Below are 16,195 nucleotides of genomic sequence, written 5' to 3' on the forward strand. Positions count from 1 at the left end.
GAAGAGGCACAAGGGCGCGAATACATCATAGGGCCGAGGTAGCTCCTCATTATGAGCCCGCATATAAGTACGCAGTCTAACAAAATTAACGAAGGGTATTGTGCAATAGGAGGAGTCCATATAAGGTACTTTAGTGCCGAAAGTGTCTGATATGCCCTTCATACATAACCACTGACATTCACGGCTAAAGCCGTTCCTACGCTTCTTAATCACGATGTTTAATCACAGTCCTAACGTTGTTTAATCATGATGACAAGATTGGAGGCTCTAAAATGGGCTACTTCACCTTACGCTAATCCGTCTCTCATTAATGAGCAACACAACAACGCGGTGCTTGACGAATAAATACGAAAAAGCCCAGCAGGTTTCCCCGCTGGGCTTTTATATTTATATTCAGTACTTACTGTTATTTAATCATGCTGTAAATAAGCGCAAGAACAGCAAGAGAGCCAATAGCTAGCACAAATAAAGTACTTAAGCGGTGCCTGTATTTTTGCAGGCTAGGGACTTTATACACGGCAATCATGGGCATAATGAATAAGATCATGGCGATAATTGGGCCTGAAAGTTGATCCATCATGTCTAAAATACTTGGGTTGATCACCGAGCAATACCAAATAGCGAAGAACATGATAACAGTGCCAATCTTATCAACGAGTTTAGGGTTCATATGTGCTTGCTTACTGACAAGACCATTGAAGCTTTCGCGGGCTCCTAAAAAGTGGCCTAAGAAAGATGACGTAATCGCGATAAACGCTACCAACGGGCCTAGTGTGGCAATGAATGAGTTATCAGTAATATTGGCAAGAAACGACAAGATAGAAACGTTTTCGGCCTTAGCTTGCAGCATTTGTTCTGATGATAAAGACAACACACACGAAAATACAAACAGCAATACAAATACGATTAACAATAAGCTGGTGCGCTTCAGAATTGCTTCTGACTTCATTTTAGCATTATTACCGTAATGAGCTCGCTGTACATGGACAAAACTTGAGATTGCAGCGGCATGGCTGAATGAGAACACAATAATAGGAATTGATAACCAGAGCGTTTTCATAAAGCCTGAAAACTCAGGAACTGATACGTCAGGCATCTGCCAGCTTGGGATCAAATACAACGATAAGAAAAACAGAATACCGACGAGTGGATAGACCAAAATAGCAAAAGCACGCAACATGAGTGCTTCTCCACCTAGCATTAAGCTAATCATACCACCCACTAAAATGCCTGATAGCAGCACGCGTGGTGGTGATTCCATATCTAATTGATTAACGATAAAGCTGTCTACGGTATTGGTTAGGCCAACGCCATAAATAAGTAAAATAGGAAAGATAGAAAGAAAATATAAAAGAGAAATTAGTCGCCCAGCATTCATGCCAAAGTGCTCTTCTACCACATCGGTAAAGTCAGCATCTGGTTGCTTTGATGATAATACAAAACGAGCTAAGCCACGATGAGCTAAGTAAGTCATAGGAAAGGCTAAGCACGCCATAATCACTAATGGCCAGAACCCGCCTATACCGATATTAATGGGTAAGAATAAAATGCCGGCACCCACTGCTGTGCCAAATAAACTTAATACCCACTGGGTGTCGTGAAGATTCCATTTCGAGTTACTACTTGTTGTCGATGCACTAAACTGCGCAGCATCTTGTTGTGTGTTCATTAGCACTCCACTATTAGAATAATAATTGTCGCGCAGCATATAGAAAAGCAACTAAGAATGCATGTTTTAGCGTTGTATTTAGATAACTATGCTGTAAGGAGAGACTTACAAAAGGAAATGCTGGGCTAGTTGAGTTAAGCCCAGTTGTGGTGTTTACTCTGCTGCTGCAAGTGCGCGGGCTTTTATATCAGCAGCAAATGCTAAGCCTTTTTTAAAGCGAGCTTCAGCTGCTGTGATTTCACTTTCATCGCCATTAGCAGCAAGCACACCTTGTGATAGTGCTTTGTAAAGAGAAGTGATTTGCGCTTGGTAAGCTGCCTCAATGGCTTTTTCAACAGTCGTCATCGTCATTCCTTTAATAGATTAAGAGGGCAAAATATTATCGGAACACAGGCATAAAGGCTAGTTTAACGTTAATTTAGAGAGGGTAAGTTTTGCTGGGTTTCGCTTCGCGTTACCCAGCTTATGTAGTATTTCACTCTATAACATCGACTGCTAAAGACTAGTCCTGTAACGCCGATACTACAAAATACGGATTCAGATATTCTTCTTTACTGTTATACAGCAGTGGACTGCCATCGAGTTTGCTAACCGTTGCTCCTGCTATTTCGGCAATCGCATGGCCTGCGCCTGTATCCCACTCGCAGGTTGGGCCTAAGCGTGGGTAAATATCGGCGCTGCCTTCGGCTACTAAACATAGTTTTAGTGAGCTGCCTTTTGAGACCATTTCTACGTCATCGAATTGTTTTACAAATTCAGCTAGGTCAGGGGAAGGGTGTGAGCGACTGCCAACAACACGAATAAGCCCTTTATTTGGCTTGCGGGTAACTTTAAGTTCGATGCGTTCATCGCCCTTATCTTTAAATGCACCAATCGCGTTGCTTGCAATATATGAGACACCCAATGCAGGTGCATCGACGACGGCTAAAATAGGCTTACCGTTTTCAATAAGCGCAATATTTACCGTAAACTCACCATTCTTTTTGATGAACTCTTTTGTGCCATCAATCGGGTCGACTAGCCAATAACGTTGCCAGGTTTGACGAACATCCCAGCTAATATCTGCACTTTCTTCACTTAGAATCGGAATGTCTGGCGTTAACTGTTTTAAGCCATTAACAATCACTTTATGAGCGGCTAGATCGGCGTCGGTTACTGGGCTTTCATCGGCTTTGTATTCGACGTTAAAATCTTTTTCGTAAATACCCATAATGGCATTTCCTGCTTGGCGCGCCAGCAGTAAGATTTCTTCTAGCAGTTCCGTATGATTCATGATTTAACCTATAATTTGCTGTTGTTTTAGATACGCTACCAGTTCTTGCACCGATTGGTCTAGGGTGTTTTTGCTCGTATCGATTTTAATTTCGGGTGATGTTGGAACTTGGTAGTCTGAATCAATACCTGTGAAATGCTTAATTTCACCCGCACGTGCCTTTTTATAAAGCCCTTTAGGGTCACGAGTTTCACATACGTCTAGTGGGGTATCTAAAAACACTTCGATGAACTCACCATCATCTACCAAGTTCCTTACCATATCGCGTTCACTTTGGAAGGGTGAAATAAATGCGGTGAGTACCACAAGACCGGCATCGACCATGAGTTTCGCTGTTTCGCCTACGCGGCGAATATTTTCAACACGATCTTCATCAGTAAAGCCTAAATCTTTACATAACCCATGGCGTACGTTATCACCATCAAGTAGATAGGTGTGAACACCAAGTTGGTTTAGTGCGTTTTCTAGCGCATTGGCCACGGTGCTTTTACCAGAGCCAGAAAAGCCAGTGAACCATAAAATAGTCGGCTTATGCTTTTTTTGCTCACTACGTTGTGCTTTAGTGATTGCGTAGTTATGCCAAACGATATTCTCATTCATTGTATCTGTTCTCGTTGTTTGTTATTGGAATGGGAAAACCAGTGGTATCAATGTAAGTACCGTAATCGAATAGATAATCGATAAAGGAAGGCCCATGGCAATGTAATCTTTTAAGCGGTAATTTCCCGCACTGTACACCATAAGGTTGGTCTGATAACCAAATGGTGAGATAAAGCTGGCCGATGCACCAAAGGCCACGGCCATAATAAAGGGCAGTGGGGAAACATCAAAGCCAATAGCCAGCGCATACGCAACAGGAAATGAAAGTGCGGCGGCTGCATTGTTGGTAATCAATTCGGTAAACATGACCGTCATTAAGAAGATAGCAATAAATGCCCCGTAAGGGCCAAAGTCACCTAACACATAAAGCATGCCATTTGATATTTCACCAGCTAAACCGGTGCCAATCATGAGTTTGGCGAGTCCAATCGCACTGCCTACAACCGCTAGTAATTCGATAGGGAAGCGACGTTTAACTTCACTGAGCTTAATTGTGCCGCTGAGCATTAGGCCAATGAGTAACACCAATAAGCCTTTTACTAAGGGGACTAAACCGATAATGCTTAACGTTAAAACCCCTGCAAAACTAGCCAACACAATGTTTGATTGCTTTGCTTTTAAATGTGTTTGTAAATCGAGACCCGAAATATAAACAAACTCACGCTTTAAGTTTGGGAGTGTGTAAAATGCTTTACCCGGCGCGAGAATCAAGGAATCACCAGCTTGTAATTGCACTTTACCTAGGCCTCCTTGTAAACGGTCATGACCTCGACGAATTGCAATTACTGCCGCATGAAACTGTTCGCGAAAGCGAATTTCTTTAATCGTTTTGCCAATGTATTTAGAGGAGTGACTCACGACCACTTCAACAAGGTGTTCAACATCTTTCTCGTGCTTGTCATGAACCACTTTTAAGCCATCAAATTGAGTCAGTAAAGGAACAGACTTTATATCGCCGACAAATAATAATACGTCACCTTCTTTGATTACTTGTTTTGGGGTGACGGCACAAATACGTTTGTCACCACGAATGATTTCAGCAAGGAAGAGATCTTTTAATTCACGCAGACCATTTTCTTCAACACTTTTACCAATCAGCTTTGAATCAGCTTCTACTTTGCCTTCTAAGTAAAATGGCACGACTTCTTGGTTATTTTTACCGTTATCGGGTAGGTATTTAAGCATTACAATAATGGTGATCAGGCCCACACTTAATGCGCCTAAACCAACCAGTGTAAAATCAAAAAAACCTAAGGGAGCCATGCCCGCTTCAACAGCAAAACCATTGACGATTAAATTAGTTGAGGTGCCAATTAAAGTAATTGTGCCACCGAGTATTGCGGTGTACGACAAAGGCAGTAATAGTTTTGATGGCGAATGTGTCGGGCTCTCTTTTATGGCACTAATAAGAGATGCCACAACGGCTGTGTTATTAGTAAACGATGACAAAAAGGCGGTCGATAAGCCAAGCTTAGTGACAGAGCTTGTCAGGCTACCTTTTGATAAGGATTGGGCAAGTTTCTGTACCAATGTGGTTTTTTCTACCGCAATTGATACCAATACTAAAAGTATCAGGGTGATTAACGAGGGATTGGCATAATTAACAAGCATATCCTCAAGGCTAATAAGCCCAGAAAGATAGCTAATTCCAATGGCGCTCACAAATAACCATGCTGGTTTTAATCGTGTGCCAAATAGGCACCCGACTAATACCAGCATAATGCCTGTTAATACCAGCTGTTGATACATGCTTTTTACTTCCTATAACAGGCGAATTGTGATTATTTAAGCTTAGTTATATCAAGCGCTTGCCAATGAGGGAAGTGCTTGCGAACAAGTGCATTAAACTCAACTTCAAAGTCGCTAAAGCCACTTTGTTGCTCTTCAGTGCTTAATAACTGCTCGATCATACCTGCTGCAACCGTTAAGTTTGATAGGCGATCGATTAAGATAAATGCCCCTGTTTCATGGTTGTCGTGATACTCATCAGCCAAAATTGTTTCTGTAAGCTCGAGGGTTACAATAGCAATTTCGTTTAGCTGCAGAGAGTCTGCTTGGCCATGTTCTAAGGTATTTACATCAATCGTGTGATCAATTTTTTTCACCACCGCTGAAGTATTTTTGCTGCCTAACTTAAAGTTATAGTTTTTACCTAACACCAAGGGGGATTCATGCATCCACACAAGTTTGGCTTGAATACGGTTTGTTACAGCGGCTTTAGATGCGGCAGGTACAATTACATCACCACGACTGATATCAATTTCGTCGTTAAGCGTTAATGTAACTGCTTGGCCTGCTTCGGCTGTATCAAGGTTCCCATCGAAGGTGACAATCTCTTTGATACTTGAGCTTTTTCCTGATGGTAATACTTTTACGGCATCACCCACACTGAACGTACCTGAAGTGAGTGTACCTTGGAAACCGCGGAAATCTAAGTTAGGGCGCACAACATATTGCACAGGTAAGCGTGCTTCAAAGCCAGTATCAATTTCAGCCGCAGGGGAATCTTCGAGTAATTCAAGAAGCGGTTTGTCGGTGTAATAAGGTGTATGTTCAGAGCGTACTACAACGTTGTCGCCTTTCAATGCTGACATAGGTACGAACTTAATGTTTGTGACGTTTAACTGCTCTGCAAACTTAAGGTAATCGGCTTTGATTTTCTCATACACGGTTTCGTCAAAATCGACGATGTCCATCTTATTGATAGCAACAACAAATTGTTTAATCCCTAAAGAGTCACAAATAAAGCTATGACGCTTAGTTTGTACCTGCACGCCATAACGTGCATCGACTAGGATAATTGCCACATCGCTGGTTGATGCACCTGTTACCATGTTGCGGGTGTATTGCTCATGTCCAGGCGTATCCGCAATAATGAATTTACGTTTTGCTGTTGAGAAATAACGATACGCAACATCAATCGTGATGCCTTGTTCTCGCTCAGCTTGCAAGCCATCAACGAGTAGGGCTAAGTCAAGCTCTTCACCTGCATTACCAACTTTTTCGTTGTCTTTGTGAAGGGCTGCAAGTTGATCTTCATAAATTTGGTGGCTGTCATGCAGAAGGCGGCCGATTAACGTTGATTTACCGTCATCAACACTGCCACATGTCAGCATACGTAAAAGGCTTTTGTCTTGTTGACGCGCAAGGTAGGCGTCGATGCCTAGCTCTCTTACTTCATTAATCGTGTCGTTAGTTTTAGACATTAGAAATAACCCTCACGTTTTTTCTTTTCCATAGAGCCTGCAGAGTCGTGATCAATCACGCGACCTTCACGCTCAGATGATGTTGATAACAACATCTCTTCAATAATTTCAGTTAATGAGCTGGCGGTTGATTCCACAGCACCAGTAAGTGGGTAACAGCCAAGGGTACGAAAACGGACCGACTTCATTTGCGGTACTTCGCCTTCTTCAAGCGGCATGCGCTCATCATCAACCATAATGAGAGTGCCATTGCGCTCAACAACAGGACGTTCTTTGGCTAAATATAGTGGCACCATTTCAATGTTTTCTTGGTAGATGTATTGCCAAATATCAAGCTCAGTCCAGTTAGATAAAGGGAATACACGAATACTTTCACCCGGATTAACTTGGCTATTGTAAGTATTCCACAGCTCTGGACGTTGATTTTTAGGATCCCATCTGTGGTGCTTATCGCGGAAAGAATAAACACGCTCTTTGGCACGTGACTTTTCTTCATCGCGGCGAGCACCGCCGAATGCAGCATCAAAACCATATTTATCAAGCGCTTGTTTTAAGCCTTGGGTTTTCATGATATCGGTATGCTTCGCTGAGCCATGAACAAACGGATTAATATCAATCGCTAAACCTTCAGGGTTTTTATGGACGATTAAATCAAAGCCATATTCTTTGGCTAAACGATCGCGAAACTCGATCATTTCCTTAAATTTCCAGTTGGTATCAACATGCAAAAGAGGAAATGGAATTTTTGCTGGGTAAAATGCCTTACGTGCTAAGTGTAATAACACCGATGAATCTTTACCGATTGAGTAAAGCATAACCGGGTTTTCAAACTCAGCAGCAACTTCGCGCATGATCTTGATACTTTCAGCTTCTAATTGCTGAAGGTGTGTTAAAGCCATTGTTAGTCGTCCTACTAAAATGATTAAAAGTTAAATTACGCTACGCCTGTTAAAGGCTGGGCAAAGCTGCTGGTTTGTGCCGTTTGGCCAAACCAAGCAAGTTGATGATGCAGTGATGCAACTTCGCCAATAATTAATAACGCTGGTGAAATAATACTGTGCCGTGAAATTAAATCGGCTAATTCACCTAGCTGCCCCGTCACGACACGTTGTTCTTTACGTGTGCCGTTTTCAATGATGGCCACTGGTGTATCTGCACCGCGACCATGTTTTAATAATTGTGCTTGGATATGAGGTGACTTAATCACCCCCATATAAATCGCTAAGGTTTGATTAGGTTTAGCAAGCGACTGCCAATCGAGTTCTTGACCCTCTTTTTTACAGTGCCCAGTAACGAATTGGATGGCTTGTGCATGGTCTCTATGTGTTAATGGGATACCCGCATAAGCACTGCAACCGGCTGCAGCAGTAATACCAGGAACAATTTGATAGCGGATCTGGTTGGCAGCAAGCACTTGTACTTCTTCACCGCCACGGCCATAAATGAATGGATCGCCCCCTTTAATGCGGCATACTTTTTTACCCTGTTTAGCAAAATCAACTAACATTTGATTGGTATCTTCTTGTGCCACACTATGATCGCCCAAGCGCTTGCCAACACACACTAAGTCGGCATCGCGACGCACTAGTTCCATAATTTCATCAGACACAAGGTAGTCATACACAACAACATCGGCTTGTTGCATTAATTGCAGGGCTTTTAACGTTAATAGCTCTGGGTCACCAGGGCCTGCGCCCACAACATATACTTCACCTTCGGGCTCAGGCTTGGCTTCGAGTAGTTGCTCTAGTTGCGCCGACGCTGCGGTGGTGTCGCCTGCTTGCACTTTACTCACAACCGATGAATCAAACACACCTTCCCAAAACTGGCGACGGTCGGCGAAATGTTTAAAACGTTGCTTTACTTTGTCGCGAAAACTCCCGACTAAAGTAGCCAAAGGGCCAATATGTTGTGGAATAAGCGTTTCGAGCTTTTCACGTAAGCGACGTGCTAAAACAGGGGCTGTCCCCGCGCTTGAGATAGCAATAGTGATAGGGTCACGGTCAACAATCGAGGGAAAGATAAAACTACACTTAGGTTGATCATCAACGACATTAACGAAAATATTGCGTGCGTTAGCAAGCTCAAAAACCGTGCTGTTAACCGCGTCGTTATCTGTTGCGGCAATAACCAACATTTGTTTATCTAAATGGTGCTCTTGAAATATGTCGTTAATTAGCGTGACTTCACCCGTGTTTGCAAGGGTTATAAGCTCATCACAAAATTCAGGGGCGACTAACGTCACGTGTGCGCGCGCTTTTAAAAATGCGCGGCATTTGCGTAACGCAACATCTCCACCGCCGACTACCAATACGGGCCTGTCGTCTAATTTGGTAAAGATAGGTAAATATTGCACGTTGTTTATACCCCTAAAAAACATCACAGAAACTGCTTATTGCAGACAAGCAGAATATAGTGCGTATTGTTAAGTAAAAAATAATTAAAACCCAATTTATATAACTAAAAGTTATATTGGGTGGTTCTATTTGGCTTAAGACTTAGTTAACAAGGGATTGCGGCGAGTTAAAAGAAAATAACTAGGCTTATGGTGATTAGTTATGAGTTATAGCCAGAACATAAAAATTTGCTACTATGGGTCACTATTATGGCAACACAAAAATACGATTTATGAAAAACATGCAAACAATCGCAGCCCAAGCTGTGGCGCTCATGGACTTAACAACCCTCAATGACACCGATACGGCACAAACAATTGAAGATCTTATTGCCAGTATTCAGCCAAAGTTAGGCGTACCTGCGGCGGTGTGTGTTTATAGTCAGTTTGTTAGTGATGCTAAATTAGCGTTGGCAGAGCGTGCGCTAAAGCAAGTAAAGGTGGCCACAGTCACCAATTTTCCAACAGGAGAGCAGCCTTTAGAACAGGTGATAAATGAAACCTTGTTTGCTATTGAGCGTGGCGCTGACGAAATTGATTTAGTGATCCCATACAAAGCCCTCATTGCAGGTGATGAAGAGAAGGTTTTAACGTACGTCAAATCCTCAAAAGATGCCTGCGGCAATAAAGCCGTGTTAAAAGTGATTATCGAAAGTGGCGAATTAACAGATGAGTTAATAACTAAAGCGAGCCAAATTGCGATTGATGGCGGGGCTGATTTTGTCAAAACGAGTACGGGTAAAGTGGCGGTTAATGCAACCTTAGCTGCAACAGAGATAATTTTAACCGCAATTAAAGCAAGCGGTAAAAACGTCGGTTTTAAAGCCGCAGGGGGAGTGAGAACCGTTGCTGATGCCGCTCAATACTTGGCCTTAGCTGAATCTATAATGGGTGAAGCCTATATAAAGCCTAAACTATTTAGGTTTGGTGCTTCGGGGTTATTAAGTGATGTATATGCGACATTAAATGAATCGTGATAGTGAGCAAGAAAAAATAGCCCTTGAGCATGGCGCCGCAAAATTATTTTTGCGCTGTTATGAAAAAGAGTTTGGGATCAAAATGCGCAATATTTGGCATAATACACCAAGTAAGCCTGATGTGAGCTGCTATAAAGGTGAGCAGCGTCTCGATATTGAAATTGCGCATTTATACGCCAGTGAAACAGAGGCGATGGCCGTATTAGGACGGCCCTTGTCAATTGGTATGCAGCGCGACCTTGCTGAGATGGCACTTGAGCCAAGCGATCAGCGTTTACATTGTGCACTGCATCGGTTACTCGCGCAAAAAGCGAAAAAACAGTATGAATCAGAGCATCCATGGTTATTGATCCGTAATGCCAGCACTATTTGGCACTTAGATGATTTTAAGGCCGTGCTCACTCATCTCGATGTACCAAAAGGGCATCCATTCCAGCAAATTTGGTTATTGTGTGACTTTTATCGTGGTGAACTAGTACAAATTTTATAAATGGAAGATGTTAGCAAAAATGAGAATAAACCGTTCAGGGACACCGTCACTCATTTTTGCCAATACAGCCAGTGGTTATTACTGGCTGTATAAGGCTAATTGACGTTATTAAGCTTGGTTACTTCAATTAGTTAAATTTAAACATACTGCCTAAGCTTTCCAGCCCTGATTTATTCGTTTTAGCAATACATTGGGTATTATCGAGTGACTGTTTGGTTTTTTCATCTGCCAAACCTGTGACGGTGAGTTTATTTTCTTGTTGATATTCAGTGAGTGCAATAACCGTTGCGCGATCGTATTTTACATCTTCTGTTTCAAACTCTTCGTAATGAGGTTGGTTTTTTAAGTAGCCCAAGCAGACTAAGTTTAGACGAGACATTGCCAAGTCCATTTTTTCGTAATGGGGCATTCTATGAGTGGGCACTGTGACTGACGGTGTGTTTGCGACGGCGGTTTTTGCGCCAGTTGCTTTTGCTGTCACTCTTAGAGGGGCTGGAGCAGAGTGTCCTGTAGCAATGGTATTATCACTATTGTAGCGATAGTAAGTGCTAGGTACTTTGCTTTCTAAAAACTCGACGGCTTTAACAATCACTTCTCGTAAGGCTTTTTCTTTAGGGGTGTTTGACCATCCGCTGAGATTACCCCCGACGAGTGCGCCGCCAAAGTTAGTCGCTGCTGAGGTGAAGTCAAAATCCTTACTTCCGCCTTCTACGCTGGTGGCTGCCAGAATACGCGAAGTGCGTGTGTCGATTAAGCGTAGATCAATTGCCATATGCGAGCCTGAGAAGCCTGCCGATACCGAGCTAAACACATCACCAATAAAGCCGCCACTGCCAACACTGGCACCTGAGCTGTCGTCATCAAATTCGGTTACTGCGGCCACAACCACAATTTCTGCCCCTTCAATTTCACCGTAAGCCGCCCCCGATGCAGCGCTTACTCTTCCAGATACCGCTAAATCTTGCTCTGACAAGACGGCATCAAGTGCTTGACGCTCTAATACAATAAAACGGTTCGTACTGACCAGCGCAGTCGTTAATTGATCAGCCATGCCTTCACCAATTTCTTTTCGCCACCATCGTGAATCATTTGATTTATCAGTAAAGCGCGCCACGGCAATACGTGCTTTTGGACCGTTATAATGTTGCTGTGCTACTTCATTCACATTTGGACTGTTTTGATTTGTTGTTGAAGTTGTTGTGCTTTGGCATGCGCATAATGCAGCACTGAGTAAGGCCACCGTAATTGTAGGGTATTTTTTAGCGAACATTTGATTTCCTTAACTTATATCCATGCAGTAAATAAACGTCATAACGGGGAGGCAAAGTTATGAACGATAGTATGGATAAGCTATAAAAATCAGTGCTTTATTAATAGTACATATGCGAAGACTTTATTCACTTAGGCGAAAATCAGGCTGTTTCTGATGCTTTTCTCTATATTGCTTCGGCGATACACCAAAGTGTCCTTTGAAGCTGCGAGCAAAATAGCTTTGAGAACTAAACCCATTATTTTCTGCTATTAAGCCTATGGCTAATGAACTTTCTATTAGCTGTTTTGCTGCATACTCAATACGTGTGTTACGTAAATAGTCAGAAGGGGTGAGTGAATACAGTGCTTTCATTTTTAACTGCAGTGCCCGAGGGCTTAAACACAGTGCTGATGCCAGCTGTTCAATTGAAAACTGATCCGACTGATAGTTTTCTCGGACCACCTTTTTAAGCTTCTCTGTAAATACAGAGTCTTTAGTTTGCACCGTAACGTACTCATTATTATCGCTTTGTATCTCAGAGGTAAGTTGAGCCGCTAAGTGTTGATTTAGTAAATAACGTAAACTGAGTAGGCCTTTTACTTTGCTTAGTAAAATAGACGGTTCAAAGGGTTTACTTAAAAAGTCGTCAGCCAGTAAATCAAGGCCTTTTAAACGGCTAGGCGTGTCAGCTTTGGCAGATAATAATAAAACCGGGATATGACTGGTCGCGTTATCAGCACGAAGCTTCGCAAGCATTTGGTATCCGTCCATGTTAGGCATCATAACATCACTGATAATAAGGTCGGGTAATTCAGACTGACAAAGTGACAAGGCTTGTTGGCCATCGCAAGCACAGATGCAATTGAACTGCTCACTAAATAGTGACAAGAGCAGCTCACTCATATCACTATTGTCTTCAACAATCATGAGTGTTTGCCTTAAGCCAGGTTGGGTGGTGACCGTTGGCAAGTTTTGTTTTGTTGCACTGATAACTGTAGGCAGCGAGACCGTAAAACAGCTGCCCTGCGCTGGCGAGCTAGTTAGTGATATTTCACCGCCATAATCCTCGACCAGTTGTTTCACTAATGTAAGCCCAATACCACTGCCGGTTTCTGAACATGTGTCTAAGCGAGTAAACCTTTCGAATATTTTCACCTGTTGGTCTTTTGCAATGCCAATTCCTGTGTCGGACACACTGATATGCGCAAGGTTATCGCTGTGATGTAAACACACTCGAACCTCACCGCCTGCCGGGGTGTATTTAAGCGCATTACTGACCAGGTTACTGACGATAGAGTGCGCATGATTAGGCGCGATATTTATAGTGCACACAGTTTCACAGTGATCCTGAAAATTAAATTTAAGCTGTTTTTGGGCGAATAGCGGCGCAAAGTCATCGATGAGATCAGTTAAAAAAGTCGTTAACGAATAAGCGGATACATAATGCACGGCTGTACTGGGTCGTTTGCTCAGTTGCAGTAGTTGATTTATTAAGTCAAGCAAGCGTTGGCAATTACGTTTTATGCTTGCTAATTGCGATTGAGCCTGCGAACTGTGGGTGGACTGCTGTAACTGGCTAATGGGAGCCAGAATCAAGCTCAATGGGGTTTTTAGTTCATGACTTATATTATCTAAGAACTGATCTTTTAATTTATTTAACTCAATTTCTTTTTGTTTTTGCTGTTCGGCCAGCTTGCGCTGATAAATTGAATTAATAACCAGCCATGCTAATGTCATTGCACATAGTGTGTAAGATAAATAAGCGACATTGCTTTGCCACCAAGGTGGAACAACCTTCAGTTCGAGTAGGGTGGTATCCTCACTCCACTGCCCATATTGATCCCTTACTTTTAGCTGTAATTGATAATGTCCAGCAGGAAGCTGCGGGTAGTTTATTTGACGTTGCGATGCATCATTATATAAAAACTGTTGGTCAAACCCCGCTAGTTTATAGCCATATTGATAATGCTTTGGTGTGGCGGCGTTATTCAATGCACTAAATTTAAAGCCAATAACTCCCGCTGATTTTGCGAAAGAGAATGTGTTTGTCGCATTGATCAGCGTGTCGGTGCTGTGGTCAAAAAAATCAGTGCTAATTTCACGGTTATTAAGCAATAACTCGGTTAATACGGGAGTGGGGGGAGTGTGATCTAAGGTGAGTTTGTCAGGGTAAAACTGATTAAAACCATTAATTCCGCCAAAGAATAGCTCGCCATCTATCGCTTGAAAACTAGCCCCAAGAATGAAGGATTGATGCTGGATTCCATCTTCAGGTAAAAACGGTTGTATGCTGCCCGTTATTGGATGATAACGTGTTAATCCGCCATTGGTAGCTAACCATAAATAGCCTTGTTTATCGGCTAAAATGTCAAAAATATTGTCATTTACTAGGCCATGTTGCTCGCTAATATGCTCGACATCAAAGTTTTGTTTATTGACCTTGTTGAGGCCTTGCATTGTGCCGACCCACAGCGTTTTATCGTCGCTGAGTAATAACGACGTGACCATGTTATGGCTCAGACCTGTGCGTTCATTAAGTAATGTAAATTGCTCTGTTTCGATGGAAAACTTATTGAGTCCCGCACGCGTACCCACCCACAAAGCGTGATCATTCTTATCATACGCAAGTGTGAAAACGGTATTATTGGCTAAGCTGTTATGGGTTGCATTGTGCTGATAATGGGTCACTGTTTCTGAATCTGGATCAAAGCGAGTTAATCCTTGGTTACTACCGAGCCACACTATGCCGTCTTTATCACTCTCAATTGCATAAACGCGATCACTGCTAAGCTGGTGGCTTTGCATGGTATAGCTGACAAAATCATCGCTTTCATCTTGGTATTTAAGAAGCCCGCCGCCGTATGTCCCAACCCACAATTGCTGCCTTTTATCCTCATGTAAGCTAAATATGTTGGTATTGGGTAAGCGGGTTGTATAGTGCTGATAGCCTTGCGGTATCGCACGATTTAAACCCTCGCGCGTGCCAACCCACAACTGGCCATTTTTACGTTTAATAATCGCACGAATAAAATTATGCGTGAGAGAGTGAGGGCTTGACGTTGTGCTTTGATGTCCAAATTGTTGCTGTTTCGGATCGTATCTGTGTATACCAAAACCATCGGTCCCAATCCAAATAATTCCTTGTGGGTCTTGATATATAGAGAGTAAGTAATCATTTTTGAGTCCGTTAGGCTTTTGTACATCATGACGATAGTGTGCAACGTCAGTGTATATATCTGCCCCCGCAGCTAAAAAGTATACGCCTTGCCCATAACTTGTTAGCCACAGGTTATGCTGATTGTCGAGAAGACTGTCAGTGATCCAAACTCCCTTAAATTGCGGCAATTCGGAAGATGTCTCTGTATCGATTGAAAATATATACAGCCCTTGTTTTGCACCGATGAGCAATTGATTTGAACTTAACTTGTTAAGATGCCAAAGTGGCGAGGTGAGGGCGATGTCATGTTTAAATTGTTTGGTTTTAGGGTTAAACGACAGCAGACCATGGCTGGTTGCAAGCCACAGGGTATTTTGTACTGCAATAATGTCTCTGATGACAATGTTTTGTTGTGTATTTTCAGCAACCTGATAAGTCTCAAATTGCTGCGCTGCAATATCAAAGTAGCTGAGTGTGCCTTGTTCATGACCCAACCACATATTGCCACTCTTATCAAAAGCCAAAGACCATATTTTATCATCACTGAGTTGTGGGTTTGTAAAGGTCGAATAGGTGTAAAATTGGCCCGTGGTGGGATCAAGCCGGTTTAGTCCTTTACTGGCTGTTGAAAACCAAAGGTCGTTATCAGTGCCTTTTAAGCATGCGGTAATCCAATTACCGGAAATACTGGTCGCTGAAGTATGTGCTTTAAAGCGTTTAAATTCATAGCCATCAAATCGATTGAGCCCTCCTTGTGTGGCAAACCACTGAAACCCTTGCGCATCAGTGAGACTGCAATTGATGGAGTTTTGACTTAAGCCATGCTCGCTATCAAAGCTGTTTAAGTGAAGTGATTGCGCACTTACAACATGACTTTTCAGAACAGCTAAGCTGAAAAATATTAGGCATAATAGGGTGTTTAAATACAGCACAGAGATCCATCTTGTTGGTGTTTTTGTTCCTTTATTAGGCTGATAGTAAACTGCTTTTTAATCAATGTTAATATTGATTTTTATACTAACAGGTGAGATTTTAACACGGCAAGATCATTATAAATTGAACTTATAGAATATGTAGTGATCAGATCAAGGCATAATAATCACCTTGGTCACGTAAAATATGAGCGCTACTTTTCTGAAACACTTTAATTCAATTACCGATCCTCGCATTGAACGC

The 16,195-nt window shown here is 42.4% G+C and carries 12 protein-coding genes; 2 read left to right on the forward strand and 10 right to left on the reverse strand.

The window, feature by feature from the left end; translation table 11 throughout:
• Positions 1-406: 406 nt before the first annotated feature.
• From JIG41_RS04680 to cysG, 8 genes are all read right to left on the reverse strand, one after another.
• Positions 407-1,669: an aromatic amino acid transport family protein gene (locus JIG41_RS04680; protein ID WP_199524319.1), complete on the reverse strand. Its 1,263-nt coding sequence runs from the start codon at positions 1,667-1,669 to the stop codon at positions 407-409.
• A 153-nt stretch (positions 1,670-1,822) separates the two neighbouring features.
• Complete coding sequence (locus JIG41_RS04685) at positions 1,823-2,014, reverse strand: hypothetical protein (RefSeq protein WP_036971594.1); 192 nt, start codon at positions 2,012-2,014, stop codon at positions 1,823-1,825.
• A 157-nt stretch (positions 2,015-2,171) separates the two neighbouring features.
• Positions 2,172-2,942 carry a 3'(2'),5'-bisphosphate nucleotidase CysQ gene (gene cysQ / locus JIG41_RS04690; RefSeq protein ID WP_036971592.1) on the reverse strand — a complete coding sequence of 257 codons (771 nt, stop codon included), beginning with the start codon at positions 2,940-2,942 and terminating at the stop codon, positions 2,172-2,174.
• A gap of 3 nt (positions 2,943-2,945) precedes the next feature.
• A complete protein-coding gene (gene cysC, locus JIG41_RS04695; protein ID WP_036971590.1) occupies positions 2,946-3,542 on the reverse strand; it encodes an adenylyl-sulfate kinase in 597 nt (198 codons plus the stop codon).
• 21 nt (positions 3,543-3,563) lie between these two features.
• Positions 3,564-5,291 carry an SLC13 family permease gene (locus tag JIG41_RS04700; protein ID WP_036971588.1) on the reverse strand — a complete coding sequence of 576 codons (1,728 nt, stop codon included), beginning with the start codon at positions 5,289-5,291 and terminating at the stop codon, positions 3,564-3,566.
• 32 nt (positions 5,292-5,323) lie between these two features.
• Positions 5,324-6,748: a sulfate adenylyltransferase subunit CysN gene (gene cysN / locus JIG41_RS04705; RefSeq protein ID WP_036971586.1), complete on the reverse strand. Its 1,425-nt coding sequence runs from the start codon at positions 6,746-6,748 to the stop codon at positions 5,324-5,326.
• The gene (gene cysD / locus JIG41_RS04710; RefSeq protein ID WP_036971584.1) at positions 6,748-7,647 is read right to left on the reverse strand and encodes a sulfate adenylyltransferase subunit CysD; all 900 of its coding nucleotides are present in this window, start codon (positions 7,645-7,647) and stop codon (positions 6,748-6,750) included. Before cysD ends, cysN begins: the two co-directional genes overlap by 1 nt.
• A 35-nt stretch (positions 7,648-7,682) precedes the next feature.
• Positions 7,683-9,104: a siroheme synthase CysG gene (gene cysG, locus JIG41_RS04715; RefSeq protein ID WP_036971795.1), complete on the reverse strand. Its 1,422-nt coding sequence runs from the start codon at positions 9,102-9,104 to the stop codon at positions 7,683-7,685.
• Positions 9,105-9,376: 272 nt separating this feature from the next.
• Here cysG and deoC point away from each other — a divergent pair, with 272 nt between their 5' ends.
• On the forward strand, positions 9,377-10,120 hold the full coding sequence (gene deoC / locus JIG41_RS04720; RefSeq protein WP_199524320.1) for a deoxyribose-phosphate aldolase: 744 nt from the start codon (positions 9,377-9,379) through the stop codon (positions 10,118-10,120).
• On the forward strand, positions 10,110-10,610 hold the full coding sequence (locus tag JIG41_RS04725; protein ID WP_036971583.1) for a hypothetical protein: 501 nt from the start codon (positions 10,110-10,112) through the stop codon (positions 10,608-10,610). The genes deoC and JIG41_RS04725 overlap by 11 nt, the downstream gene beginning before the upstream one ends.
• A 127-nt stretch (positions 10,611-10,737) precedes the next feature.
• Here the strand turns inward: JIG41_RS04725 and JIG41_RS04730 are convergent, their stop codons facing one another.
• Both JIG41_RS04730 and JIG41_RS04735 read right to left on the reverse strand, forming a co-directional pair.
• Positions 10,738-11,880 carry a CsgG/HfaB family protein gene (locus JIG41_RS04730; protein WP_199524321.1) on the reverse strand — a complete coding sequence of 381 codons (1,143 nt, stop codon included), beginning with the start codon at positions 11,878-11,880 and terminating at the stop codon, positions 10,738-10,740.
• Positions 11,881-12,003: 123 nt separating this feature from the next.
• On the reverse strand, positions 12,004-15,951 hold the full coding sequence (locus tag JIG41_RS04735) for a two-component regulator propeller domain-containing protein (RefSeq protein ID WP_312000478.1): 3,948 nt from the start codon (positions 15,949-15,951) through the stop codon (positions 12,004-12,006).
• Positions 15,952-16,195 lie beyond the last annotated feature (244 nt).

Source organism: Pseudoalteromonas sp. bablab_jr011 (assembly GCF_016464045.1).
In the GTDB taxonomy this organism is placed as follows: Bacteria; Pseudomonadota; Gammaproteobacteria; order Enterobacterales; family Alteromonadaceae; genus Pseudoalteromonas; species Pseudoalteromonas lipolytica.